The 25650-nt window shown below is 71.6% G+C and carries 14 protein-coding genes and 4 pseudogenes; 6 read left to right on the forward strand and 12 right to left on the reverse strand.

What is annotated here, in order from left to right; all coding sequences use genetic code 11:
- Nucleotides 1-75 precede the first annotated feature (75 nt).
- The 4 genes from AB0J04_RS12520 (at nt 76) to AB0J04_RS12535 (ending at nt 4934) form a co-directional block, all read left to right on the forward strand.
- Complete coding sequence (locus tag AB0J04_RS12520; protein WP_363168333.1) at nt 76-1869, forward strand: beta-galactosidase family protein; 1794 nt, start codon at nt 76-78, stop codon at nt 1867-1869.
- 111 nt (nt 1870-1980) lie between these two features.
- On the forward strand, nt 1981-3129 hold the full coding sequence (locus tag AB0J04_RS12525; protein WP_363168334.1) for a LacI family DNA-binding transcriptional regulator: 1149 nt from the start codon (nt 1981-1983) through the stop codon (nt 3127-3129).
- Nucleotides 3126-3863, forward strand: a complete 738-nt coding sequence (locus tag AB0J04_RS12530; RefSeq protein WP_363168335.1) for an ABC transporter ATP-binding protein — start codon at nt 3126-3128, stop codon at nt 3861-3863. Before AB0J04_RS12525 ends, AB0J04_RS12530 begins: the two co-directional genes overlap by 4 nt.
- 84 nt (nt 3864-3947) lie before the next feature.
- A complete protein-coding gene (locus AB0J04_RS12535; protein ID WP_363168357.1) occupies nt 3948-4934 on the forward strand; it encodes an ABC transporter ATP-binding protein in 987 nt (328 codons plus the stop codon).
- 23 nt (nt 4935-4957) lie between these two features.
- Here AB0J04_RS12535 and AB0J04_RS12540 read toward each other — a convergent pair whose 3' ends face one another.
- The 5 genes and pseudogenes from AB0J04_RS12540 to AB0J04_RS12560 all read right to left on the reverse strand — a co-directional run bounded on the left by AB0J04_RS12540 (nt 4958) and on the right by AB0J04_RS12560 (nt 13378).
- A complete protein-coding gene (locus AB0J04_RS12540) occupies nt 4958-7840 on the reverse strand; it encodes a hypothetical protein (RefSeq protein WP_363168336.1) in 2883 nt (960 codons plus the stop codon).
- A gap of 35 nt (nt 7841-7875) precedes the next feature.
- The gene (locus AB0J04_RS12545; RefSeq protein WP_363168337.1) at nt 7876-11124 is read right to left on the reverse strand and encodes an ABC transporter permease; all 3249 of its coding nucleotides are present in this window, start codon (nt 11122-11124) and stop codon (nt 7876-7878) included.
- A 313-nt stretch (nt 11125-11437) separates the two neighbouring features.
- Nucleotides 11438-11850: pseudogene (locus AB0J04_RS12550) on the reverse strand (PIN domain-containing protein).
- Nucleotides 11847-12108 (reverse strand): annotated as a pseudogene (locus AB0J04_RS12555) (CopG family transcriptional regulator). Before AB0J04_RS12555 ends, AB0J04_RS12550 begins: the two co-directional pseudogenes overlap by 4 nt.
- Before the next feature lie 250 nt (nt 12109-12358).
- A complete protein-coding gene (locus AB0J04_RS12560; RefSeq protein WP_363168338.1) occupies nt 12359-13378 on the reverse strand; it encodes a DNA-directed RNA polymerase subunit alpha in 1020 nt (339 codons plus the stop codon).
- Nucleotides 13379-13474: 96 nt separating this feature from the next.
- On the opposite strand from AB0J04_RS12560, the pseudogene AB0J04_RS12565 reads away from it, so the two are divergent.
- Together AB0J04_RS12565 and AB0J04_RS12570 are read left to right on the forward strand one after the other, a co-directional pair.
- Nucleotides 13475-13883, forward strand: a pseudogene (locus tag AB0J04_RS12565) (ABC transporter ATP-binding protein); the annotation flags it as partial.
- 3 nt (nt 13884-13886) lie between these two features.
- A pseudogene (locus AB0J04_RS12570) lies at nt 13887-14042 on the forward strand (IS5/IS1182 family transposase); the annotation flags it as partial.
- A gap of 85 nt (nt 14043-14127) precedes the next feature.
- On the opposite strand, the gene AB0J04_RS12575 reads toward AB0J04_RS12570, so the two are convergent.
- The 7 genes from AB0J04_RS12575 to AB0J04_RS12605 form a co-directional block, all read right to left on the reverse strand.
- Complete coding sequence (locus AB0J04_RS12575) at nt 14128-14817, reverse strand: hypothetical protein (RefSeq protein WP_363168340.1); 690 nt, start codon at nt 14815-14817, stop codon at nt 14128-14130.
- On the reverse strand, nt 14817-18857 hold the full coding sequence (locus AB0J04_RS12580; protein WP_363168341.1) for an HPC2 multi-domain protein: 4041 nt from the start codon (nt 18855-18857) through the stop codon (nt 14817-14819). The genes AB0J04_RS12575 and AB0J04_RS12580 overlap by 1 nt, the downstream gene beginning before the upstream one ends.
- A gap of 351 nt (nt 18858-19208) precedes the next feature.
- Complete coding sequence (locus AB0J04_RS12585; RefSeq protein ID WP_363168342.1) at nt 19209-20018, reverse strand: hypothetical protein; 810 nt, start codon at nt 20016-20018, stop codon at nt 19209-19211.
- A 639-nt stretch (nt 20019-20657) separates the two neighbouring features.
- Nucleotides 20658-22229: an ATP-binding cassette domain-containing protein gene (locus AB0J04_RS12590; protein WP_363168343.1), complete on the reverse strand. Its 1572-nt coding sequence runs from the start codon at nt 22227-22229 to the stop codon at nt 20658-20660.
- Nucleotides 22226-23113 (reverse strand): ABC transporter permease subunit, encoded by an 888-nt coding sequence (locus tag AB0J04_RS12595; RefSeq protein WP_363168344.1) that lies wholly within the window; start codon nt 23111-23113, stop codon nt 22226-22228. Before AB0J04_RS12595 ends, AB0J04_RS12590 begins: the two co-directional genes overlap by 4 nt.
- Nucleotides 23110-24063: an ABC transporter permease gene (locus AB0J04_RS12600; protein ID WP_363168346.1), complete on the reverse strand. Its 954-nt coding sequence runs from the start codon at nt 24061-24063 to the stop codon at nt 23110-23112. Before AB0J04_RS12600 ends, AB0J04_RS12595 begins: the two co-directional genes overlap by 4 nt.
- Complete coding sequence (locus AB0J04_RS12605; protein ID WP_363168347.1) at nt 24060-25643, reverse strand: ABC transporter substrate-binding protein; 1584 nt, start codon at nt 25641-25643, stop codon at nt 24060-24062. Before AB0J04_RS12605 ends, AB0J04_RS12600 begins: the two co-directional genes overlap by 4 nt.
- Between the last annotated feature and the right edge of the window lie 7 nt (nt 25644-25650).

Raw genomic sequence — 25650 nt, forward strand, 5'->3', positions numbered from 1 at the left:
GACCCCGACCCACCCACCGCAGGGACGGCGCACGGCACCCCCGACCCACCCGCACACGACACCGAAGGAACCCACATGCCCACCGAAGCCCCCCACCCCACCGAAGCCCCCAACCCCACCCCCGCCCTGACCACCACCCCCGACGGCTTCCTGCTCCACGGCACCCCCTTCCGCATCCTCTCCGGCGCCCTCCACTACTTCCGCGTCCACCCCGACCAGTGGACCGACCGCCTCCGCAAGGCCCGCCTCATGGGCCTGAACACGGTGGAGACCTACATCCCCTGGAACCTCCACCAGCCCGAACCCGGCACCCTGGACCTGCAAGGCCTCCTGGACCTGCCCCGCTTCCTCCGCCTGGCAGCAGCAGAGGGCCTGCACGTCCTCCTCCGCCCCGGCCCCTTCATCTGCGCGGAGTGGGACGGCGGCGGCCTGCCCCACTGGCTCACCACCGACCCCGACATCCGCCTACGCTCCAGCGACCCCCGCTTCACCGACATCATCGACCGCTACCTGGACCTCCTTCTCCCCCCGCTCCTCCCGTACACGGCGGCAGCCGGCGGCCCGGTCATCGCCGTACAGGTGGAGAACGAGTACGGCGCGTACGGCGACGACACCGACTACCTCAAGCACCTGGAGCACGCTTTCCGCGAGCGAGGCATCGAGGAGCTCCTCTTCACCTGCGACCAGACCGCCGGCGATCACCTCAAGCACGGCACCCTGCCCGGCGTCCTCGCCACCGGCACCTTCGGCAGCCGCGTGGACGAGTCGCTCGAGCGCCTTCGCGAGGCCCAGCCCGAAGGCCCGCTCATGTGCTCGGAGTTCTGGATCGGCTGGTTCGACCACTGGGGCGGCCCGCACCACGGCAGGGACGCCGAAAACGCGGCCGCCGACCTGGACCGACTCCTCTCCGCGGGCGCGTCGGTCAACATCTACATGTTCCACGGCGGCACCAACTTCGGTTACACCAACGGAGCCAACCACCACCACGCCTACGTCCCCACCATCACGTCCTACGACTACGACGCCCCGCTGACGGAGAGCGGCGACCCGGGCCCGAAGTACCACGCCTTCCGCGAGGTCATAGCCCGCCACGCCCCGGTCCCGCAGGAACCGATCCCGGCCCCGTCCCCCAAACTCCCCCCGACGACAGTCGAGTTGACGACGTACACCCCCCTCCTTCCCCTGGCCGGAACCCCGGTCCACGCCAAGGACCCCGTCACCGCCGACGAGATGAGCCAACGCGCCGGCTACACCCTGTACCGGACAACGGCCCCCACCCCCGGACCCGGCCTCCTCCACTTCGCCGGCGGAGTAGGGGACCGAGCCCAGGTCTTCCTGGACGGCGCCCCCGCCGGCGTCCTGGAGCGCGAGCGCTACGACGAGACCCTGCCCGTCCACGTCCCCCGCGCCGACGCCGTCCTCGAGGTACTCGTGGAGAACATGGGCCGCGTCAACTACGGCCCCCGCATCGGCGTCCCGAAGGGCCTGCTGGGCCCGGTGACCCTCAGCGGCAAGCCGGTACAGGGCTGGGACTGCCACGCGCTGCCCCTGGAGACCACCCCGGACCCGGCCTCGTTCACCAGGTCCGAGCCGACCTGCGCCGAACCCGCCTTCCACCACGGCACGTTCGAAGTGAAGACCCCCGCGGACACGTTCCTCTCCCTCCCGGGCTGGACGAAGGGCCAGGCCTGGATCAACGGCTTCCACCTGGGCCGCTACTGGAACCGAGGCCCCCAGCGCACCCTCTACGTCCCGGCCCCGGTCCTCCGCCCGGGCGCCAACGACCTGGTCCTCCTGGAACTGCACGGCACCACCACACCCCAGGCCCACCTGACCGACGCCCCCGACCTGGGCCCGAAGGGCCCCTGACGACAAGCACGCACCCGCACCGCAGGTCCCCGCCGCCACCCCACCCCTGCGGCCTATCCTGTCGTTGGTTTCACGAGGACCACCCAGGCCGAAGGAAGAAGAGCACCCACCATGACCCCAGGCGCCGCGGACGGCTCGGCGACCAAGGGACGCAGTCGCCGCAACTTCGCGGGCGCGCGCCCGGTGATGGACGACGTCGCCAAGCTGGCCGGCGTCTCCAAGCAGACCGTCTCCCGGGTGCTCAACGACCACCCGGCCGTCCGCGCCGAGACCCGGGAAGCGGTCCGGGCGGCGATGCGCACACTCGGCTACCGCCCCAGCAGCAGCGCGCGCTCGCTGGCCAGCGGCCGTACCCGCATGCTCGGCGTGATCTCGTTCGACGCGGCCCGCTACGGCCCCGCCTCGACGCTGACGGCGATCAACACGGCGGCGCAGGAGGCGGGGTACCTGGTCAGCTCGATCGCGCTGGACACGGCGGACCGGGACACGGTGGTGCGGGCGGCGGACCGACTCTCGGCGGAGGGCGCGGACGGCGTCATCGCGATCGCACCCCAGGTCAGGGTGGCCCGAGCCCTGGCCGAGGCCCACCTGGACACCCCTTTGGTCGTCATGGACAACGACCTGGGCGACGGCACCCCCATGGTCACCTCGGACGCCGTCACCGGCGCCCGCACGGCGACGGAGTACCTCCTCTCCCTCGGCCACCGCACGGTCCGACACGTGGCGGGCCCGAAGGGCTGGACCTCCGCGGACCGCAGGTCGGACAGCTGGCAGGCCACACTCCGGGCAGCCGGAGCCGAGGTCCACACCCCCCTGACCGGCGACTGGAGCGCCGACTCCGGCTACGACCTGGGCCGCGAACTGGCGAAGGACCCGACCATCACCGCGGTCTTCGTCTCCAACGACCAGATGGCGCTGGGCGTCCTGCGCGCCCTGTACGAGGCAGGCCGCCATGTCCCCGACGACGTCAGCGTGGTCGGCTACGACGACATCCCGGAAGCCGCCCACTTCCTCCCGCCGCTGACCACGATCCGCACGGACTTCACCGACATCGGCACCATCGCCCTGCGCATCCTCCTGAACCACATAGACACCGCCCCCCACCGCCCCGACCCGCACCTCACGGTCGTCCCAGTGGAACTACGCATCAGAAACAGCACCGCAGCCCCCCGCCGACCACGGCGGAGGTCCGGCGTACCGTACGGCGCGGATACGGGACCGCCTCGGCCGAGCCGGGGTGGGGCGAGGGAGGAAGCATGAGCGAGCGGTCCAGCGGCGACGGCGCCGTGGCGGACGTCGGGACGCGGACGCCGATCGGCGAGATGGTGGTGGTCGAGGACCTGCGCCGCACCTACGGCAGCGGCGACACCGCCGTCCACGCCCTGCGCGGTGTCTCCTTCACCGTGCCGCGCGGCGAACTCGTCGCCCTCAGAGGCCGTTCCGGCTCCGGCAAGACCACCGTGCTCAACCTGGTCGGCGGCCTCGACACCCCGGACGGCGGCCGGATCGTCCTGGACGGCACCGATCTGGCCGGCCTCGGCGACGACGACCTGCTGGCGCTGCGCCGCGACCGCATCGGCTTCGTCTTCCAGTCCTTCGGCCTCATCCCGATTCTGACCGCTGCCGAGAACGTCGGGGTCCCGTTGCGCCTGCGGAAGGTCCCGGCCCGCGACCGCGAGGCCCGCGTCGACCTGCTCCTCTCCCTGGTCGGCCTCTCCGACCATGCCGACCAGCGTCCCGGCGAGCTGTCCGGCGGCCAGCAGCAGCGGGTCGCGATCGCCCGCGCGCTCGCCAACGACCCGGCCCTGATCATCGCCGACGAACCCACCGGCCAGCTCGACGCCGACACCGGTCTCACCGTGATGGACCTGCTGCGCGCCGTCGTCCGCAGCGAATCCGTCACCGCCCTCGTCGCCACCCACGACACGCAACTCCTCGCGTTGGCCGACCGCGTGCTCGAACTCCGCGACGGCCGCATCGTCGAGGACATCTGATCGGTGCAGACCTCACCTCCTCATCTCCTCACCTCCTCGGGGGACCGCGTGGCAGTTCACGAACAGCTCTCCGGGGCACCGGACTTGGACGAGTTGCGTCGGCGGGCCGCCGCGGCCGCCGCCCCGCAACGCGAGGAGGGGCTGGTCGTCTGCGAGAACCTGGTGCGGATCTACCAGACCGAGGGCGTCGAAGTGCAGGCCCTCCAGGGCCTCGACCTGGCCGTGGCCGAGGGCGAGATGATCGCCGTGGTCGGCGCCTCCGGCTCCGGCAAGTCCACCCTGCTGGGCATACTCTCCGGCCAGGACGTGCCCACCGCGGGAGCCGCCCAGGTCGCCGGACACGACCTGCTGACGATGAAGCGCCGCGAGCGGCTCGACTACCGGCGCGGCACCGTGGGCTTCGTCTGGCAGCAGACCTCCCGCAACCTGCTGCCCTACCTCTCGGCGGCCGAGAACGTGATGCTTCCGATGACGTACACCGGGATCAAGCGCTCTCAGCGCCGGGCCCGGGCGGAGGAACTGCTCGACCTGCTGTCCGTCGGCCACTGCCGGGACCGCACCCCCGACACGCTCTCCGGCGGCGAGCAGCAGCGGGTCGCCGTCGCCGTCGCCAACGCCAACGAGCCCCGGGTGCTGTTCGCCGACGAACCCACCGGCGAACTCGACACCGCCACCAGCGACGAGGTCTTCGCCGCACTGCGCCGGGCCAACGAGGACCTCGGCGTCACCGTGATCGTGGTCACCCACGACGCGCTGGTGTCCGAGCAGGTCCAGCGCACCGTGCGGATCCGCAACGGCCGTACCTCGACCGAGGTGCTGCGCCGGGTCGCCACCGGCGAGGACGGCGTCGAGGTGCTCACCGCCGAGGAGTACGCGGTGCTGGACGGCAGCGGTCGGCTGCAACTCCCGGGCGAGTTCACCGAGCGCCTGCACCTGCGCAAGCGCGTGCGGCTGGCCCTGGAGAGCGACCACATCGGCGTATGGCCCGACGAGGCCGCGCGGCGGGCGAAGTCCGAAGCGGAGGACGCACAGGAGGCGGAGGGCACGGCGGGTGGCGGCCGGACGCGCTGAACAGGCCTCGCGCGCGCGGCCGTTCACATGCGGCGCAGTTCGGCCCCCAGGCCGCTCCGGCGGGCGAGGACGGTCTCGGCGGCCGCGGCGACCAGGATCAGCGCGGTCACGCCGACGACGAGGGCGAGGGTCAGCGAGTAGTCGGTCCGCAGCGCCGGTTGGGCCGGGCCGCCGGTGAACTGCCGCAGGTCCAGCGTCCCCGCCATGAGCCGCGGTTCGAGCAGCCCGAGCAGCGTGCCGCCCACCGCCGATGCCACCGCCAGCGGCAGCAGTTGCAGGAAGTGCACCGCCCCGGCCTCCTTGCCGCCGAGTCCGAGCGTGCGCAGGAACGAGGTGGTGCGCCTGCGCTCGTGGGAGGTGAGGGTCAGTTCCAGGGCGAGCGCGAGCAGACCGGACAGCGCGGCCAGGATCGAGCCGACGGTGTAGATCGTGCCGAGGCCCTGCGTCAGGCCGTCCGTGCGCAGAGTGCTCAGCGTCTCGGAGCGGACGCGGATCCGGGCCAGCGGCCCGAGCGCCTCGGCCGCCGCCGACCGCAGTGCCGCGGCATCGGCGGCGGCGGGACCGTCGGCCTTGAGGAGCAGGACGGTGCTTCCCGAGGGCTGCTGGGGCATCAGGTGCTCGGCGGCGGCGGTGGTGATCAGCATCGGCGTCCCGGCGGCGATCTGCGCCGTGACCGGCCCGAGGAGAGGGTCGCGCAGTTCCGCGGCGGTGAGGGTGCCGACCGGCTTGAAGTCCAGGTTCACCGACGGCCGTCCCTGGGCCACGACGGTGGCGGTGAAGCCGCCGGTGCGCTCTGTCGCCCGCAGGTCGGGCGAGAGGAAGGACGGCAGCGGGGCGTTCGCGTCCGCCCGGGTTCCCGGCGGGGTGGCCGGCCCGGACAGCAGGGCGTCGGCCAGCGGCGACTTCGGTGCGATGGCGGCCAGTTGCCGAGGATCGACGGTGATCACGGCGACCTGGGAGATCACCGCGCCGTCGGCCTGTCCCACCAGGTCGAGGGTGTGCAGATGCTGGAGGGCGGTCCGTATTCCGGTGGTGGCGGTGCCGTCCCCCGGTGCGGCGGCCGCGGTACCCGAGGAGGCTACGGCCCCGGCGGGGGCTACGGTCCCGGCCACGGTCGCGCTCGCGTCGGCCCCGGTGGTCCAGGCCGCACCCGTGGCCAGGCCGTCGCCGATCGTACGTTGCACGAGGCCGCCGAACACGGCCGTGCCCAGGGTCAGGACCAGGACGAACAGGGCCAGCCCGGTCGCGGGGGCGTCGTGGGCGGCCCGGGCTGCCCCGATGAAGCCCACCGCTCCCCGGCCGCGCCGGGTCTGCCGCAGCACCAGGCGCAGCACGAGCGGGTAGATCCGCAGCAGGAGCAGCACGACGGCCAGCGCCACCAGCACCGGCACCGCGCCCAGAATCCCGTCGGGGCCCTGCGAGCGCAGCGCGACCACGCCCGCCGCGGCCGCGAGCAGCACCGTCAGCTCCAGGACCACGCGCCGGCCGGCGGCGGTGTTCCGGCGCGAGCGCCGCAGCCGGCCGGGCCTGCGCGGCTCGCGGACCGCGAGCCAGGTCATCAGCGGCACCGTCAGCATCGCCACCGCGGCAGCGAGGGCGGCGGGCACCGGTTGCGGCGATCCGGACGTGCCGGTGGGAGCGACGATCCGCCCGGCCGCCCAGCCGAGCGGGGCGGCGATCAGGACCACCGGCCAGGCCACGGCGCAGCGCAGCAGCACCAACCGCGCGGTGGACGCGCCCCGCGCGCGCTGCAACCGCAGGTGCGCCCGCCTTCGACGCAGCAGCAGTCGTACGGCGACGGCGACCGTGGCCAGCGCGACCGCGGCCAGCGCGTCGACGGCGTACGTCGCCAGCGCCCGGGCCTGCTGGTCCTGAGCGGTGAACGCGGCGAGCAGCGGCGTCAGGGAGTCGGTCACCAGCAGGGACTGGGTGGCCTGGCCGCCGACACGGCAGCTGGTGTCGCCGGTGACCCAGTCGCTGTCCCGGCACAGGGCTGCACTCAGGTCCGCGCTGTAGTGGGACAGCGGCCCGGTCAGTGCGCGGGCCCGGTCGAGCGCCGCCCCGGACAGGTCGGCGCGCAACTGCCAGGTCACCCGCGGGCCGCCCACCCCGGCGCCGGCCAGCAGGTCGGCGGCGTCGACCCCGACGAGGCCGCGGACGGCGAGCACCGTGCCGGCGGAGCGCTCCGCCGGGTAGCGCGACGGCTGGTCGAGCGTCTCCCGGCCGGTCCAGAAGTCGTCGGCCGTGGCGCGGTAGACCCCGCTCACCAGCAGCTCCGCGCGCGGCGGTGCGTTCTGTGCCCCGGGCGTCCTGGTGAACTCGAGGGCCAGCCGGCTGCCGGCCCGGACGCCCAGCGCCTGTGCGGTGGCCTGCGACAACCCGATCTGGGGCGCGGTGCCGGGCGGCGTGCGGTCGGCCGGCGCGCGGCCGCTGACGTAGTGCAGATGGGCCCGCGCGGACGGCAGATGGCTGACCGTCAGCTGGGTGCTGGTGATCGCCGGCCCCGGTGGCTGCGGTGGCTGCGGTGAGATCAGGGACGCCGGGTTGTAGTCGTAGCTGCCGCCGCCGGCGAAGGTCAGCTGCCGCGCGGCGGGGCCGCTGAGCTGCTCGGTGAGGGTGCGGCCGGCACCGAGCAGCGCGGCCATGTCCACGGCGGGCGGCGAGGTGTTGAAGACCGACGCCGTGGTGCTCAGGCTGATCAGGGGCGCCTCGGCCTGAGCGGCGTCGACGCGCTGACGCAGTGCCCGGTCCTCCTGGCGGCCCGCGAGGGCGGGGGCCCAGGCGCACAGCGCCGTCACCACCAGGACCAGCACCGCCAGGCAGGCCAGCAGCGGCAGGTCGCCGCGGGCCTCCTTGCGTATCAGCCGCCGCGTCACCGCCGTGCCCGTGCCCACGGGTCGGGTCACCGTCCGCGCTCCCCGGTCGTGTCCGGCCGTCCGGCTCAACGGTCTTCCCCCGCTCGCAGTACGCGTACCAGGTCCACCCGGGCCAGCAGCCGGGCCAGCGCCAGCACGACCGCGCTGATGGCCACGGCGGTCGCCACCGCGGTCAGCGCCACGGTGCCCCAGGGTATGACCAGCGGCAGCGGCGGATAGGGGGCCTGTCCGCTGTCGTCGACGGTGACCAGCGGCAGCACCGCCGATGCCAGGGCCATGCCCATCAACGCCCCCGGGACCACCGCGAACAGCGCCAGACTCAGTTGCTCGGCGCCCAGCAGCGCGGACAGGCTCTGGGAGCGGACGCCGATCGCCCGCAGCAGGGCGAACTCCCTGCGGCGCTGCCGGGTGGAGACCACCGCGTGCACGGTGAAGGCGATGACCGCGAAACCGGGGGCCAGGTACCGGACCAGTTCCAGCACCCGGCGCAGCCCGCTGCGGAACGGGTCGGCCTGCAAAGACGCGGCGGTGCGCGCCGTGGTGGTGACACGGCCCAGCGCGGGCTGCGCCTCGGCGGCGGCGGCCGTGCGCGCGCTGTCGGTGCTGCTGAGCCACCAGAACGCGGGATCCTGCTGGTCGATACCGGCCTGCGTCATGGCGGCGGCGAGTCGGCGCTGATCGGCGATCAGATGCCCCTGCCCGCGGCCCAGTCCGGGCAGCGAGTCGACCAGGCCCACGATCCGGGCGGTGACCCGGCCGCCGCCCAGACCGAGTGTGGTGGTGCTGCCCACGCTCAGGCGCGCGTCGCGCAGCGTCGAGGCGTCGGCGCGCACCGGAAGCGGTGCCGGCTTGCCGGCCGGGCCCGCCACGAGTCGCACCTGGCTGCCGGGCAGGGTGTCGTAGTCGCTGTCGGCCAGTCCGCCGAAGGCGTCTTCGGCCGACTCGGCGGACTCGGAGGCCCGGATACCCGTACTGACGGTGGTCCGGAGCACCTCGGAGCCGCCGGGAACGATCGAGCACACCCCGGGGGTGCCGAAACGGTAGCCGTCGGCCGGCTTTCCGCTGCACGCCCCCGCGGTGGAGTCGGCGGCGTGGTCCGTGCCGTCGGCCCAGACCTGCCCGCCGGGCAGCCGGGTGACCCAGGCGTCCGTGGCGCCGCGCGCGCCGACCCGGATCAGTTCCAGATCCAGCCGCGCGGGACGCACGTTCGGCTGCGGCAGCACGTTGACGGCGGTCACCGTCAGCGGATACGTCCGCGGGTGGCCGCCGCTCAGCGGCACGTCGAGCGGGACCACGACGGTGTGCCTCGCTCCGTCGGCGGGGGGTAACGGGGCCGCCACGGCACTGACGAGGCCGGACGCGTCCTGCACGGTCAGTTCCAGGATCGGCGCCGCGTGGCTGCCGTCGCTGCGCAGCCGCTCGTCCAGCAGCAGCGCGGTCGGACGCCCGGGAAGCGGTATCCCGGGGACGACCGGTGAGGGGGTGCGCGGAGCGGGCCCGCCGATCGTGCCGACCAGGCCTTCGGTGGCGCCGCCGGGCAGGTTCACCGTCGCCTGCGTCACCGGTGCCACGGCGGTCACCGCCGGCAGCGCGCGATAGGCGGCGCCCAGCACGGAGGAGGGGTAGCCGTCGTCCGCGGACGGGGAGATCCGTACGTCCGCGCCGACGGTGAACGCGGCCTCCTCGGACGCCAGGCCGCCCAGGCAGGCCAGCGCGGTGGTGGCGAAGGCGCTCACCGCCATGGCCAGGCACATCAGCACCACCGGTCCCGCGTTGCGGGCGGCCCGCCGGCTCAACTGCCAGCCGGCCAGCGCGAGGACCAGGCCCCGGCTGCGCCGGCCGAACGCGTCCAGCAGCAGGGAGGTCAGCGGCAGCAGCCGGAGCAGCAGGAGCGCGGCGGCGCCGGCCACCAGGGCCGGCACCAGGACCAGCACCGGGTCCGCGGACGCGCTGCCGGCGCCCACGTCTGCGATCAGCGAGCGGTGCCGCCGCAGCTCCAGATACCCCAGGGCCGCGACGGCCAGCAGCGCCAGGTCGGCGCCCAGGCGCTGCGCGGCGGCGGCCCGTGCGCCGCGCGCCGGCCGCGACGGCGTCGACGGCAGCACGGGCAGCAGCACCGCTGCGGCGTGCACCAGCAGGGTCAGACCCACCGCAGCCCACGCGCCGTCGCCCCGGCTGCCGGGGTGCAGCAGCCCGGCCAGGAAGGGCGCGGCGACGGCGGCCGGGACGCCGGTGAGCGCCCACTCGGCCGCCGCTCCGCGCAGCAACCGCAGGGTGCCGGCTCCTCTGGCCCGTTGGAGGGCCAGCTCACCGCTGCGCCGCACGGTCAACTGACGAGCGGCCAGCACCAGGGTGGCCAGGGCGAGGACCGCCAGCATCACGCTCGGCAGGTAGAGGGAGGACCGGGCCGCGACCATCGGCACCGTCAGGTCGTCGATCGCGCCCGGCAGACCGGAGGCCACCCTCAGGTCGTCCAGCGACGGTGGCCGCCCCTGGAACACCGACACGCGGCTCTGGCTGCCGGCGAAGGCACGCAGTCGGTCGCGCAGCGCGGCGAGGCTGCCGGCGTCGAGACGGGAGAGGTCGGGCTGCACACTCCAGTGGGCCGTCAGATGCCCGTTCAGGACGGCGCTGCCGTTGAGAGCCGACGCCGAGACCACCAGCAGGTCCTGGCTGGCGGCCTCCCCCTGGGTCAGGTCGCCGGCCATCGCCGGCCAGAACCCGACGGCGCCGGTCGCCCGGAAGACGCCGGTGATCCGCAGGGTCATGGAGCGGCTGAAGGCGTCCTGCACCTGAAGGGTGGAACCGGCCGTGACGTCCAGGCGCTTGGCCAGCGTGTCGGGCACCGCCGTGTCGACCGGGGCGGTGGAACCGGTGGCCACCCGGACATCGGGCAGCGAGGTGAACGCGCGGGCCGGGGCGTCGGCCGTGCCGGCGGGCCACCGCCCGGCGATCAACTGCCCGAACCTGCCCCCGTCCTGCACCGCGACCGGGTGCAGCCCGCTGCCCCCCGGGCCGCGTGGCGGGCCCATGACCCCGTCGATCCCCGTCACCGAGACCGGCGACGTGCCCAGCAGCCCCACATAGGTCCGCTGCGGCACCCCGGCGAACACCCGCTCACCGGCGTCCCGCACATCCCGATCGGCGGCGGCCATCCCCTCGGCCCGGAAGGACGCGTTGACGCTCACCTGCGCGTCGACGTCGGCAGCCAGCCGCCGTACGGCCCCGGCCTGCACCGAACTCCCCGCCAGCGCCGTGAGCGCGGCCAGCGCCGTCGCACACAGCAACACGGTCAACGCGACAGCGGCCAGCACCAGTCCGTGCTGGGCGGCCCGCCTGGCGACGACGGGAAGCCGCCGAACGGGGCGCGGAGCACCCGGGCGTCGCCGCGGCGAAGACGTGAAGGCCGTGGCGACCACATGAACCCCCGCAGAATCGAACATGTGACGGCAGTGGCGCGCCACAGTCGTACCAGGCGTCCCCTGGCAACACAATAATCGCTGATCTTTGCCGGCTCGGAACACCGTAGCGACCGACCGCGGAGCGGCCGCAGGCCCACCGCCCTCGCGAGCGCCATCAGCCCAAGCGCGGAGCGGCTCGAGCGATGCCCTGGCCGCCACGGCAGGATCAGATATTGATGATGGTGGCGTGCCCACCGCACAGCGCTGTGAGGTTCTCCGGATCGGAGGTCAGGATTGTCACGGGGCCGGGGGCGGTGAGGGCGGTGGCCCCGAGCACGGCGTCGAGGGCGCGCTTGTGGCCGTGCAGGCCGGCGTCCGCAAGGAGTGCGGCGGCGTGGCGGGCGATGGGCTCGGTGACCGGCTCGATGACCAGCCGGGACAGGGGCCACTCCAGGGCCGGGCGGTTGATCCGGGGCGGATCACCTCGACGAGGGTGGCTGCGGAGGTGATGACACGCAGGTCGTCGGCGCGGGCCAGGGCGAGCCAGCCGGTGACCGTGCGGTCGCGCAGGACGGCCTTGGCCAGCCCCTGGCTGTCCAGGACCAGCGTGCCCCCGGGCGCGGCGGGGGATCGGGTCACGCGGCGCTCGCCCCGCCCGTCTGTTGCCGACGGGCCTGGTGGAGCTGGTCGCGCAGCGCCTGGATCTCCTCGTCCGTCACGGGCCCGTGCTCGGCCTCGGCGACCTGGATGATCTCGTTGAGGTTTGTCCCGCTCGATCTGGCGGGCGACGGCTGCGGCGACGTGGGCGGATAGTCCGGAGGGGCCACTGCGGGCCTTGGCGGCCTCGGCGATGTCGCGCGGCATGGTGATCGAGTACTTGCCGGTAGGCCCACTCATGCCGCTCATGCCGCTCATGCCACCGCTGATCCTCCTTGACGGCACGCCGGGCCCGAATCCGGTGACCGCGGGTGGCCGAGCAGCGGGTCGTACGTGATGCGCCGAAGTTTGCGCCTTGTCGCCGGCTGCCTTCGCCGGGGACGGCGCGCGGGCGCGGACCCGGCCGAGGTCTTCCTCGGGGCAGGGAACACGGTGGCGGTTTTCGTGTCCCTGTCCGCGAAGAGTCTCCAAGGCCGGTGCGGCCCGGCGTTCAGTACTGCTCGGTCTCCACGAAACCCCCGTCCACGCCGTCGGCGCCGAAGGCGTCGGCAGCGGCGGTCGGGTTGAATCCGGGCGGGCTGTCCTTGAGACCGAGGCCCATGCCGGCGAGCTTTTCCTTGACCTCGTCGATGGACTTCGCACCGAAGTTGCGGATGTCCAGGAGGTCGGCCTCGGAACGCGCCAACAGCTCACCCACGGAGTGGACACCCTCGCGCTTGAGGCAGTTGTACGACCGGACGGTGAGCTCGAGCTCCTCGATCGGCAGGGCGAGATCGGCGGCGAGGGCGGTGTCCGTGGGGGACGGGCCCATGTCGATGCCCTCGGCGTCGATGTTGAGCTCGCGGGCGAGCCCGAACAGCTCGACCAGCGTCTTGCCGGCGGAGGCCATGGCGTCACGCGGACGCATCGCCTGCTTGGTCTCGACGTCGACGATCAGCTTGTCGAAGTCGGTGCGCTGCTCGACACGGGTCGCCTCGACCTTGTACGTGACCTTGAGCACCGGCGAGTAGATGGAGTCGACCGGAATACGCCCGATCTCCTGGCCCACCTGCTTGTTCTGCACGGCGGAGACATAGCCGCGACCGCGCTCGACGGTCAGCTCCATCTCCAGCTTGCCCTTGCCGTTGAGCGTGGCGAGGACGAGGTCGGGGTTGTGGACCTCGACACCGGCCGGAGGCGCGATGTCGGCGGCGGTGACCTGACCCGGACCCTGCATGCGCAGGTACATCACGACCGGTTCGTCCTGCTCACTGCTCACGACCAGCTGCTTGATGTTCAGGATCAGATCGGTGACGTCCTCCTTGACGCCCGGCACGGTGGTGAACTCGTGCAGGATGCCGTCGATCCGGATGGACGTGACCGCCGCACCCGGGATGGAGGAGAGGAGCGTACGGCGCAGGGAGTTGCCGAGGGTGTAGCCGAAACCCGGCTCCAGCGGCTCGATCACGAACCGGGAGCGGAACTCGTCGACGACTTCTTCGGTCAGGGACGGACGCTGAGCAATCAGCACGGGGTGTTGCCTCCAGTGGTTTGGCGCCCGCTATGTGACGCCGTGGACACCACGAAGGGTACGGGGCGGTACGGGCCGTACGGGCGCATCGGGCTCCGGGCGCTGCGACCGGCGGCGGGCGCCGTGCGCCTAGGGGGCGACGTGCACGCCAAGGCGCTCCGGCCGTCGCGCGGGTGCCGGCGGCGCTGCCGCAGGAGTCGTCGGCCGAGTCCGACTTCACCGTCGCCGAGGTGGTCGCCATGGGACGGCTGCCGCACCGAGGTCGTACGTTCGCGTAGGACGACGAGATCTGCGCCGAGGCCATGGACCGCACCGGCGTCGCCGAATCGCCGAGCGGGGGTTCCTCGCGCTGTCCGGCGGAGAGAAGGGCGTTCTCGTCGCCCGCGCGCTCGCCCGGCAGCCCAGGGTGCTCGTCCTCGGCGAACCCACCGACCATCTGGACATCGCCCACCAGTTGGACGTGTCGTCCCTGGTCCGGGCCAGCGGGCCGACCGTGCTCGCCGCCCGGCTCGGGCTCCTGTTGGAGGACCTGTCCGTCGATGGCAGCATCACCAAAGCCCCGGGCGGGGGTGAGTGCGCCGATCGCTCTCCGGTTGATCGCGGCAAACAGGGCCTGAAACGCTCCACGCCGGTCGAGGGCTACGGCATCCCGCTGGGACGGGTGTCACCGCGATCCGGCACGCGACCGGCGTCCGGGTTCGAGACCTCCCGGTCCGGCCTCGACCGGCTCCTGCCGCAGCTCTGACCGATCAAGCGGCGGCGAGACGAGCCGCTCGGTAGGCGATCGGTTCGGTGTCCAGCGCCTTCAGCGCGTCCCGGAACTGTTCGGTCGGCTCGTCACCGGGATCCTCGACGGCCCTCACCAGCCAGCCGTCCCCGAGCGCCTGGGAAGCGTACGCAGGCAGGGCCGCGAGTCGATCGCGCACCTGGTCGGTGAGCCCCTTGCCGAAGACATAGGTCCACGGTCCGAACTCTTCCGGCAGGTTGGAGCCGGGCCGAAGGCGCTTGGACGGATAGATCTCCCCGTACCCGTCGAGGTGCCACGCCGTCAGATGCGCCAGGCTCGGGCTGAGGCCTCCCACGAGCTGTGATGTCAGGGCGACAGCCATCTCCCATTCCTGCTTGAGAACGTTCCCCGGCTCGTCCAGGTGGACCGTCAAGAAGATCGTGCCGACGCCATCCGGCTCGAAATCGCCGAGACTCACATGAACCCAGGAGTTCAGTGCCGAGTGAGCAGGATGCCTGAGGGCGACCGTCATGGCCTCTCCCTCCCCGTTGAGGAAGCGCGTGCTGCGGGCACCTTTCGGCTGAAAGCCTTCGCCGGCGAACTGGCCCAGCGCGGCAACGGCTCTGCGCAGCACGGTGCTCTCGGTCTCGTCGGACGCCTCCACCTGAAGGACCAGCTCGCTGCCCGCCGCGTACGAATCATCCATGGCCATCACCCGCTCCATCTCACGTCGATGCCCATCGTCGCACCCACCTCCTTGGCGTCCTCGATGACGTCTCGGAACTCTGCCTGTGAACGTGTGTCGAGGTTGCTGAACTCAGGCCAGTCGATGATGTGCGTGGTGTATTTTCCACGACCGCCTTCTATTTGACCGGTGAGCTGGGCCGTCAATTTGGTCACCAACTCGGCCCGGCGTTCGGTGCTGAGCGTGCCGGTCACGTGCTTGTACTCGATCATGACGTGTTGCGCCCGGCCGTCGATGCTCATCCGGGCCGTGTAGTCGACGCGCTTCTTCCCGACCTTCACCTCGACGCCGGTGAGATCTCCACCCTTGTGAAGGAAGTTCACGATGGCTTCCATCTGCTTGCGGATGCCCATGTTGAAGGGCCGCTGCTTGTTCGCGCCGTTCTCGAGCTGGTTCGCGAGGCCGTCGGGGTTACCCTCGAGATCCGGCGCTTCGTCGTGTTTCAGCTTGTCCCGGTGGGTGGCGATTGCGGCGCGATACGCCTTGATCACCTCCATGTCGGCCCGCAGGATGCCCGCTCCGCTCCGCACCAGCTCGGCCGGGTCGACGTGCACCATCGGGAAGCTGCGCTCGTCGGCCGATCCGAACCCGCCTGCGCGTTGGATCTGCAGGAACGAGTAGCTCTCGCCGAACAGGAACGTTCCGCTGTCCGGCCGCACGTCGTAGCCGAGCAGTCCCTTCGGTACATCGGCGACGGGCTTGCCGAGCCAGGGCTCGATGGAGTTCTTCTGTTCGAAGATCTCCTTGAGCAGGTCGGCAAGCTGTTTCTGTTCGCCGGAGAGCTCCGCCTGTTCCTTGGTCATCTTCTGCTTGGCCGCCTCTTCCCCCTGCTTAGGGACGTGCACCGCAAGCTTCGCGATCTCGTTCGCCTGACCACCGGCGGTTGTCGCCAGCTGGAGCGCGGCCTGAGCCTTCTGCTTGACCTCGGGAGTGGTCTTCTCGTCGGCGATGACGCGGTGGAGAAAGCTCACGACCGGCTGTTCCGTGCTGGCGACCATGAGCGTCGCCTTGCCGCCGGAGGCCGCGACGAAGAGCCGATGCGCGTGCCCGTCCGCGGAGAAGTTGACGGTTTCCCAGTCCGGTTTCAGGGTGTGGCCTTCGCCCGGCCGCTTTGGGTCCGGCCCGGCCTTGCCCTTGTCGCCCTTGAGCTTGGACTTGAGTTTTGCCCAGATCTGCTTGCCCAGCTTGACGATCCTGGCGACGACCCAGTCGACGGCCTTCATCACCGGTTTCGACAGGGCGGTGAAGAACTTCTTGATCTTGTCGGCGATGCCGCCGATCCCGAGGATCGCCGCGAGCGCGCCGATCAGCACCGGGATGCTCGCGGCGAGCGCCTTCTCGATCAGTGCCGGTACGCCGCCCGCGCCGCCCCCGGCGATGGCGATGATCGCGTCGAGGACGGAGTTGACGAACTCGACGATCTGCGCGCCGCGGTCGATGATGAACGTGACGATGTCGATGATCATCTTGACGGCCTTGACGAACGCCGAGGCCGGGTTCAGCAGCGAGATGATCCAGGTGATGCCCGCGACGAGCACGGTCGGGATCAGGTACCGGCTGATCTTGCCGAGCAGGTTGGACTTGAGGTCGCCGACCTGTTCCTTGATCTCCTCGGTGACCCCGGCGACGCCCTCGTTCTGCAGCTTGCCGACCAGCGGCACCCCGGCCTCGACCGCCGACATGGCCTGCTCGGGAATGCCCTTCCTCACGATCCGGCCGCGGATCGCGTTCCAGGTCAGGCCGAGCAGCGAGGCGATCATGCCGAGGATCCCGCGCAGGTCGAACTTCGCCGGCAACTGCAGCCCGGCACCGCTCATCGAGCCGAGCAGCCAGCCGATCAGCCCCTTCTGCAGATGCGCGCCGATGTTGTTCATGAAGTTGCCCAGCCCGGCGCCCAGCGCCGACACCAGATGGCTGAGGAACCCGATCGGGTCCTTGAGGATCGCCATCACCGCGGCCGCGGCCTTGGCCAGGATCCCCAGCAGCAGGTCCTTGAGCTGCAGGATCGTCTTGATCACGCCGCCGACCGCGTCCATCGCCTTGGCGATCAGGCCCTTGTTCTTCTCTTTCTCGGCCTCGATCTCGGCGTCCACCGATTTGAGCGCGTCGTTGTACTTCGAGGCCAGGGTGTCGACGAGTTCGTTGCCCTTGGCGTCCACCGACTCGGTCAGCTCGTCGAACTTGCCCGAGAACTCCCCGGCCGCCTTCTTCCCGATCGCCTGCAGATCCGCCGGCAGCTTGGCGACCTCGGCCTTGAGCTGGTCCCGCCCGGTCGCGATCCGCTGCTTGGCCCGGGTCAGTTCCCCGCCGATCAGGTCCGCCACGTTGGAGATGACCTGTTGCATGCCCGCGACATAACTCTGCCGCGCGACCACGAAGATCTGGTTGGCCTCCTCGGGCAGCCCGGCGAACTTGTCCTTGATCCAGCGACCTTTGCCGATCAACCCCGAATAACGCTTGTCCTTGTACGCGTCCATGCGCCGCTCGTGGTCGGCGGTGAACGCGTCCCGGACCTTCTTCTCCCCGGCGGTGAACGCGTCGTCGACCTTCTTGTCGAGCCCGTCGAGGATCTGCTCGACGTCCTTCTGGGTCGCGTCGAACACCTTCTGCAGGATCCCGGTGACCTGCGCCCGCTTCGCCTCGTCGCTGCCCTGCGCGCCGTGCTGGCCCTGGGTCACGGCCGCGGTGGCGCCCTTGTTGGCGGCGGCCATCGTCTGCATCGCGGCGCCGCCCTGCTGCACGGCATGCTCCTTGGCCGCGGCCAGGGTCTGCGCCTCCTTCCCGCGTGCCTGGGCGGGCGCGGTTGCGGCATGCTGCTCGCCGGCCTTCTTGTCGTTGAGCGCCCCGGTGAACTCCGGCTCGTTCGACTTGGCCAGCTGCTCGTCGGTGACCTGCGCGTCCGTCATCTGCTGGTCGACCTGCCGCGGCCCGGCCGAGAAATCCGTGGCGCTCGCGGGCGCCTTGTCGGGCACGGCGTTCGCCGGGTCCGGCGTGGCAGGGGTCGCGGCCGGCTGCCCCGGCTGCAACGGCGTGACCGGCTTCTCCTTGGCGGCCGACGTGTCCGGCGGGGCCTTGGTCGTGGTCTCGATCTGCCCGGCCGACTGCTTCTTGCCGTCGGCGACCTGACCCTGCACCTGCCCCTTGACCGCGTCGGCCTTGCCGGACCCGCTGAAGTTGTCGGCCTCGTCCAGATTCTTCGGCGCCTGCGCGGCAATGGCATCGTTGACGGCCTTGACGAACGCGGCCTTGTCGAACCCACCCGGCTTCGCCGCGTTCATCTTCTCCGCGTTGGCCGCCTTGCCCTGCGCCTGCTTGTCGTCCTGCGGCGGCTTCGCGGCAGCCTGAGCGGCCTGCGCGGCGGTCGCCGGCGGTTTGTGGGCGGACATGGTCTTCTGCTTGTTGCGGATGTCGGACTTGAGCGTTGCGAGCTTGGTGCCGTCACGTTGCCCCTCGGCAAGCCGCTGCACCCCGGCCGCAGTTCCGGCCCCGGCCCCGGCGACACGCGCGTTCCCGACAACGGCCGCAGGACTTGTAGGCCAGACACCGGCCGCAGAACCAGCAGCACCCACCGGCCCGGCGGCGTCCGCAGACCTGGCGACGTTCACTGAATCGGCGCCTGCAGGACCATTCATGTCCGCGGGCTCGGCGACGACCGCGGGCCCAGCAGCGTCGACGGGGCCGGTGGCGGCCACAGGACCGACAGTGCTCGCGGGCCCGGCTGCCGTAGCGGGCCCCGCTTGCGTGGAACCGGTAGCCGCCGAACCGCCGGTCGACGCGTGACCGGCAGGCCTCGGCCCGCGCGCCTGATCGTTGCGGCGCTGGGCGATCAACCCGGCCACGGCCCGGTTACCCGCGGCGGACTGCAGGCCTCGAGCCATCGACGGGCTCAGAGCGGCCGAACGCGGCGCCGGCCGCCCCGCGAGTTCAGTCGCGGCGGTGTCCGTCTCCGCGCGCCGCGCGAAGTGACGCTCTGCTTCGTTCTCGATCTCTCGTTCCTGAGCCGGCATAGCCCATCCCCCGTCAGCAACGAGGTCAAGTCTCGAACGTGCACGTGCTCGATTCAGGAGCGCCAGGGCCATCCGGGCAGTCAGCTACCGGTGCCCCAAAGGGCAAGCGGCAACGGTCCGAAGACCGCGAGAGCGTGACACCGTTTTGGTGGGCCCGGATCCCGCCCACTCCGCAGGTCATAGATATGCTGTTCAGAAGGGGTGCCTCTCATTGAGGGGCACCCCTTCTGCGTCGGGCTGTCTCACCTTGACGCGGCGTTGTCGCGGTATGGATCGTCGCGTGTGGACCAGGTGTGGACCACGATCCGTGTCGCGCCTGATGCCTCTGCACGGCCGGCCCCATGGGTCACGTCAGCAGTGACCGTGGACCCGGACGAGGATCGTGTCGCCGGGCAGGTTCGCGAGGTACGCCTCGCTGCCCGGCCATACGGCTGGCAGCGGAGAGTCGTGCGGACACAGCGCAGGCTCACAGAAGGCGTGGACGGCCTCCATGCCGTGCTCGAACACCTCCAGCCACCAGCCATCCAGCGTGAGTACATCCGTGTTCGCTGTTCTTGTCGACGTGAGATGTCGGATGTACTCGGCACGGGTTCCCTCGTAGCCGATGACGGGGTGCTCCGAAGGATCGCTGTCGCCAAGGAAGTGCAGGAAGCCCAGGCCGAGGCTGAAGGGGTGGTCGAGGTACGCCTGGATCAGCGGTTGGGCCCGGTAGGCGGAGAACATCGCGTCCGAGTACCCGTCACCGGGAAATGCGGCGGGATCGTTCCGCCAGCGGTCCACGAAGTCCGTGAGGGGAACAGCAGCAGGGTGCACGGCGGACAGGCTGTGCCACAGATCCCACGACGCGGCAGCGGCACGCTCGGAAGCAAGATGCGGCTGGGAGAAATCGAGCAGGGCGCGCGGTCCTCCGGCGCAGACGCCTGGAGCGCTGGGACGGGGTGTGCCGTCGAATGCAGGGTCATCATGGATGAGCCGGGGATCGTCTTCGTGCCCGGGGGCGACGGCGAAACCCATGCCGTTGCTCCCGCCGCGAATGCGGCGGGAGTCCCACATGCCACGATCGACAGGGTTGTTCCCCGAATCGGAGTCGAAGGGCGCAAGGGCCTTCGTAAGCGACCCTTCGACATCGTCCGCAGCCTCGGCCGGCAGACAGACCGTCACCGTTACGCCAGCCATCACTTCTCCTTGTCGTCTCGGCGAAACAGGATGATTGCACGCGTGCCGGTCGCGTCACCGGCCAGGTGCTGCTCAGCGGCTTTGTCTCGCTGGGAGCGGGACCATGCCCGGGACAGCGAGAAGGCGTCTTCCTGGCCCCGGTATTGGGGTGAGGACGACGCCTGCGACCGGACGGACCCGGCCCGTTCGTCGTCGGCAGCCTCCAAGGCCCGTTGGATCTGCTGGCAGCCATGCTGTCAGGCCATCCGCTTCCTCCGGCGCCTCCGCCTCGTCCGCGGCCACAGATACCGCCCCGGGGGTTGGGCGGGCCGTCCTGCGCGTCGATCCCGCGCAGGGCGGCCACGAACGCCCCCAGCCACGACGAGGACTTGCTCTGACTGCTCACCCGTGCTCTCCCGCACCCGACCCCAACACCTTGGAACGGCCAGCGACTGCCGCTCCTCCCTGCCGCGGCAGCCCAAGGGCTGTCCGGCAGGCGGCGAGATCCTCCGCAGAGACTCGGGCAAGCTGCCGGGTGACGGCCATGGCAACCAGTGTCCCCGGGCGCCCCACCTTTTCGAGCGCCCTGATCGTCGCAAGATCTTCGTCAGAGCCCAGTGACGTGATCGTCCACAGGGGTGACGGTCAGGTGCCCGTTCCCGCTCCCAGCCGTGTCGTTGTTTCTGTGAGCGACAGCGTGAACGGGTGACTCGGTGCGGTGAGGACTCGTTGGGCCGGTCCCTGTTCGACGAGTTCGCCGGCGTCCAGGACGGCAATGCGGTCGGCCAGGGCCGCGGTGTCCAGATCGTGGGTGATCAGGACGAGGGACAGGTCGTCGCGGTCGTGGAGCATGGTGGTGAGGATGCTGAGGACGTCCCGGCGGGTGATCGGGTCGAGGCCGGAGGTGATCTCGTCGCAGATGAGGACGCGGGGTCGGGCGAGCAGGGCGCGGGCGAGGGCCGCGCGCTGGAGTTCGCCGCCGGAGAGCTGCCCGGGGCGTCGGCGGACGAGATCCTCGGGGAGGCCGAGGGCAGTCAGTGCGGCCAGGGCTTCCTGTGTCGCGGCGGAGGTCTCTGTCCCGCGCAGCCGTATCGCGGTGCGGGCGATCTGGTGCAGGACGGGACGGTGTTCGTCGAAGGCGGCGCGCGCGTCCTGGAAGACGTACTGCACGGCCGCCAGTTGTGCACGGCCGCGGTCGCGCAGGCTGCGCGGCAGTGGTGTGCCGTCGAGGAGGATCTTCCCGGCGTGGTCGCGGTGGAGTCCGGCCAGGCAGCGGGCGAGGGTGGTCTTGCCGCTGCCGGAGCGGCCGACGACGGCCAGAGTCTCTCCCGCGCGCAGGTCGAGTTCGTTCAGGCGCAGTACCTCGGTCGTGCCGCGTGTGGTGTTGCGGTGGTGTGCGGTCAGGCCACGTATCCGCAGGACGGGGAGGCCGGTGCCGGTATTGCATTCCGGTTCCGTGAACTCCGGTCGCCCAGAAAGCAGTTCGCGGGTCCAATCGTGCTGAGGCGCGAGCAACAGACCTTGTGCCGGGCCCGACTCCACGACCCGGCCCGCCCGCATGACGATCACCTGGTCGGCGAGTGCCCGTACGACGTCGAGGTCGTGGCTGAGCAGCACGACGGCGATGCCACGTGCCGCGACAGCCGCCAACTCGTCGACGATACGGCTCTTGGTCAGGGCGTCCTGACCGGTGGTGGGCTCGTCGGCGACGATGACCCGGGCGCCGAGCAGCAGTGCCTGGGCGAGGACGACGCGTTGCTGCTGGCCGCCGGAGAGCTGGTGCGGGTATCGGTGCAACAGGGTGTCTGGGTCTGGGAGTTGGGCCTCGGTGAGGGCGCGCAGGACGCGTTCGCGGGCCGCCGTCCGGCGTCGGCCGCGGGGCAGGTGGCGTACCTGGGCGCGGGCGATGTCCGTCAGGAGGGCGGAGATACGGCGGGCGGGGTTGAGGACCGCGGCCGGGTGCTGGGGGATGTAGCCGACCAGACCGTCGACCGCCCTGCGTACGTCGCCGGTGACGTGGGCGCCGGCCGGGTACTCGCCGAGCAAGGCGAGGCCGGTGGTGGTCTTGCCACTGCCCGAGGCGCCGACCAGGGCGGTGACCCTGCCGGGGACGGCCTTGAGGCTCACTCCGTCGACGATCGCCCTGCCGCCGACCTCGACGCGCAGGTCGCGGACCTCGGCCACGGGACGCACAGTGGCCTCTCTCTCGTGTTTCACGGACGCGCTTCCTTCTCCTTCTCTGTCCGGCTCCGAACACCTTCGCCCGAGCCCCCGAACTCGGTCGTGCGGGCTGCGCCTTGTCTCTCGCCCCTGTCCAACGCGGCGTCGAAGAGGAGGTTGGTGCCCGTCGTCAGGGCGACGATCAGCAGGGTGGGCACGATCACGGCCCACGGCTGGACGAACAGACCGGTGCGGTTGCGGTCGACCATGACCGCCCAGTCGGCGGCGTCCGGGGCGACCCCGACGCCGAGGAACGCGGCCGTGGCGACCAGGTACAGCACCCCGGTCAGCCGGGTTCCGGCGTCGGCGGCCAGGGTGCGCAGCATGGAACGGCCGACGTAGCCGACGGCCATGCGCCACCAGGTCTCGCCCTGCATGCGCAACGCCTCGACCGCGGGGCGGGCGGCGGCCTCCGCGGCGGCGGCGCGTACGAGCCGGGCCGCGTCGGGCACGTTCGCCAGTGCCACCAGCAGGGCCAGACCGACGGGGCCGGGCGAGAACACGGTGGCGGCCAGCAGGATCAGCAGCAGCGACGGGACGGCGAGCAGGACGTCCAGGGGACGCATCAGCAGCTCCTCCAGCCGGCGGCGATGCGTGAGCGCGCCGGCCAGGCCGACGGGGAGCGCGACGAGATACGCCAGGGCGGTGGCGGCGAGAGCGGTCAGCACGACGGGCCGGCCGCCGTGCAGCACCTGCTGTCCTACGTCCCGACCCACGAAGTCGGTGCCGAGCCAGTGGCCGTCGCCGACCGTGAAGGACACCGTCCGCGGCCCTGGTTCGCCGGCGAACAGCGGGCCCAGCAGGGCGAGCACGAGGGGTATGGCGACGACCGTCACACCGAGGGCGAAGCGGGTCGTGCGGAGTCTCTTCGGCTTCGTCATGCGGCTACCCCCGCCCGGGGTGCGAGTCGGTGGGCGACGAGATCCGCGCCCAGGTTCAGCACGACGGTCAGCACGCCGAACACCACGGCGAGACCCTGGACCACCGGCACGTCGCGTTCCGCGACGGCGTTCAGCAGGACGGTGCCGAGCCCCGGGATCACGTAGAGCGCCTCCACGACGATGACACCGCACAACAGCCAGTCGATGGTGCGGGCGAGGTGCTGGGCGGCGGGGGCGAGGGCGTTGGGAAGAGCGTGGCCGTAGCGGATCCGGGTGCCGGAGATGCCGTAGCGGCGGGCCTGGGCGACGTAAGGGGAGGCGAGCGCGTCGATCATGCCGGCCCGTACCAGTCGGGACAGGGAACAGACCGGGCGGGAGAGCAGGACCAGCACGGGCAGGACGAGCGCGGCCGGGTGGCCGAGCAAATCGGTGCCGTAGCCGACGGCGGTCGGCGGCAGCCAGCCCAGCCTGAGTGCGAGGACCGTCACCAGCAGCACGCCGAGGGCGAACTCGGGCACCGCGTACACGGCGAGCGTGACCGAGCTGATCAGCCGGTCGGTGAGGCGTCCAACGCGCCGGGCGGCGAGCACGCCGAGGCCGAAGCCGATCGGGACGAGCAGGGCCACGGTGAGCGTGGCCAGCAGGAGCGTCGGGCCGAAACCGGCGGAGATGTACTGGCCGACCGGGCGGCCGGAGGTCAGGGAAGTGCCGAAGTCGCCGTGCGACAGGCCCGTCGCCCAGTCGGCGAACCGTTCGTAGGCGGGCCTGTCGAGGTGCATGGCCTCACGGATGGCGGCGATCCGGGCGGGGTCGGGCTGGTCGCCGGCCAGGGCGACGGCGGCGTCGCCCGGCAGCGCCTCGGTGAGCGCGAAGACCAGCAGCACGACGGCCACGGTCTGTGCGACGCCGAGGAGCAGCCGCCGGGCGACGAAGGAGCGCAGTCGGCTCACGCCAGCCAGACCTTGTCGAAGCGGGCCCAGTCGAGCGTGTTGGCGGGGGCCTTGGCCTCAACTCCCTTCACTGTCTTCGCTGTTCCGAGAATCCAGTCGGCGAAGCCCCAGATGAGGAAGCCGCCCTCGGTGTACAGCCGGCGCTGCATCCGCTCGTAGACGGCTGCCCGTTCGGTCTTGTCACGGGTGGACTGGGCCTGCTGGTAGAGCGCGTCGAAGTCCTTGTGTCTCCACTTGGTGGCGTTGGTGGTGGAGTCGGTGAGCAGGCGCTGGGAGATGTGGGCCTCGATGGGCAGGGCGCCGGAGCGGTAGCAGGACAGGGTGCCGTTGTCGAGGATGTCGGCCCAGTAGGAGTCCTTGCTGCCCATCTTCACGTCGACGGTGACGCCCGCCTTCCTGGCCTGGTCGCGGAAGATGCCGGCGGCCTCGGTGAACCCGGCGGCGACGGTCGAGGTGTCGAGGGTGACCTTCAGGTTCTCGGCGCCGGCCTGCTTGAGCAGGGCGCGGGCCTTGTCGAGGTCCTGTTCGCGCTGGGGGAGGCCGTCGGCGTAGTACTCGTAGCCCTTGCCGAACAGGTCGTTGCCGATCACGCCCGCGCCGGACAGGGCACCGCCGACGAGTTCCTTGCGGTCGGCGATGAGGAAGAACGCCTCGCGTACGCGCTTGTCGTCGAAAGGGGCCCGGTCGGTCTTCATCGCGAAGCCCTGCATGGCGCTGCCCCGGAGCCGCACGATCTCGATCTGCCCCTTGCCCTCGTGGGCGCGGGCGGTGGTGGGGTTGAGTTCGTGGGCGTACTCGACCTGTCCGCCGAGGAGCGCGTTGACGCGGGCCGACTCCTCGTTCGCGACGACGAACTCGAGCTCGTCGAGGTGCGGGGCACCCTCCCAGTAGTCGTCGTAGCGGCGGAATACGGCGGAGCGGCCGGGGGCGAAGGAGACGAACCGGAAGGGTCCGGAGCCGATCGGCTTCTTGTCGAAGTCGCCTGACTCACCCGCGTTCTCCGGGACGATGTACGCGCCGAACGCGGCCAGCACATTGGGGAATTCGGCGATGGGCCGCTTGAGGACGAACTCGATGCCCTGCTCGCCGGTGGCGCGGCTGGCGTCGAGGTCGATGGGGTCCAGGGACGCTCTGGCGCGGAACGCCTGCTTCGGGTCGGCGATGCGGCGGTAGCTGTAGAGGACGTCGGCGGCGCTGACCGGCTTGCCGTCGTGGAAGGTCGCCTTGCGCAGGGTGACCTGCCATCGGTCCAGGGTCTTGTTCGACTCCCACTTCTCCGCGAGGCGGGGCTGGGCGGAGAGGTCGGCGCCGTAGTCGGCGAGCTTGTCGTACTGAGCCTTGGCTCGGGCGGCGTCGGCGAAGAGGTTGGCCATGTGCGGATCGAGCGTCTCGCCGGCGCCGCCGCCCGCGAACGCGGCGCGCAGCCGCCCGCCCCTCTTCGGCGTGCCGTCGCCCTCGGCGTCGGAGCCCTCGCGGCCGGAGCCGCCGCACGCGGTGAGTGCGAGCGCGCCGAGCGAGAGGGCGCCTGTGGCGGCGAGGAAACCGCGGCGGCGCAGGCCGGGAAAACGTTCGTCGTACATGACCGTC

The sequence above is a fragment of the Streptomyces sp. NPDC050263 genome, from assembly GCF_040655955.1.
Taxonomy (GTDB): Bacteria; Actinomycetota; Actinomycetes; order Streptomycetales; family Streptomycetaceae; genus Streptomyces.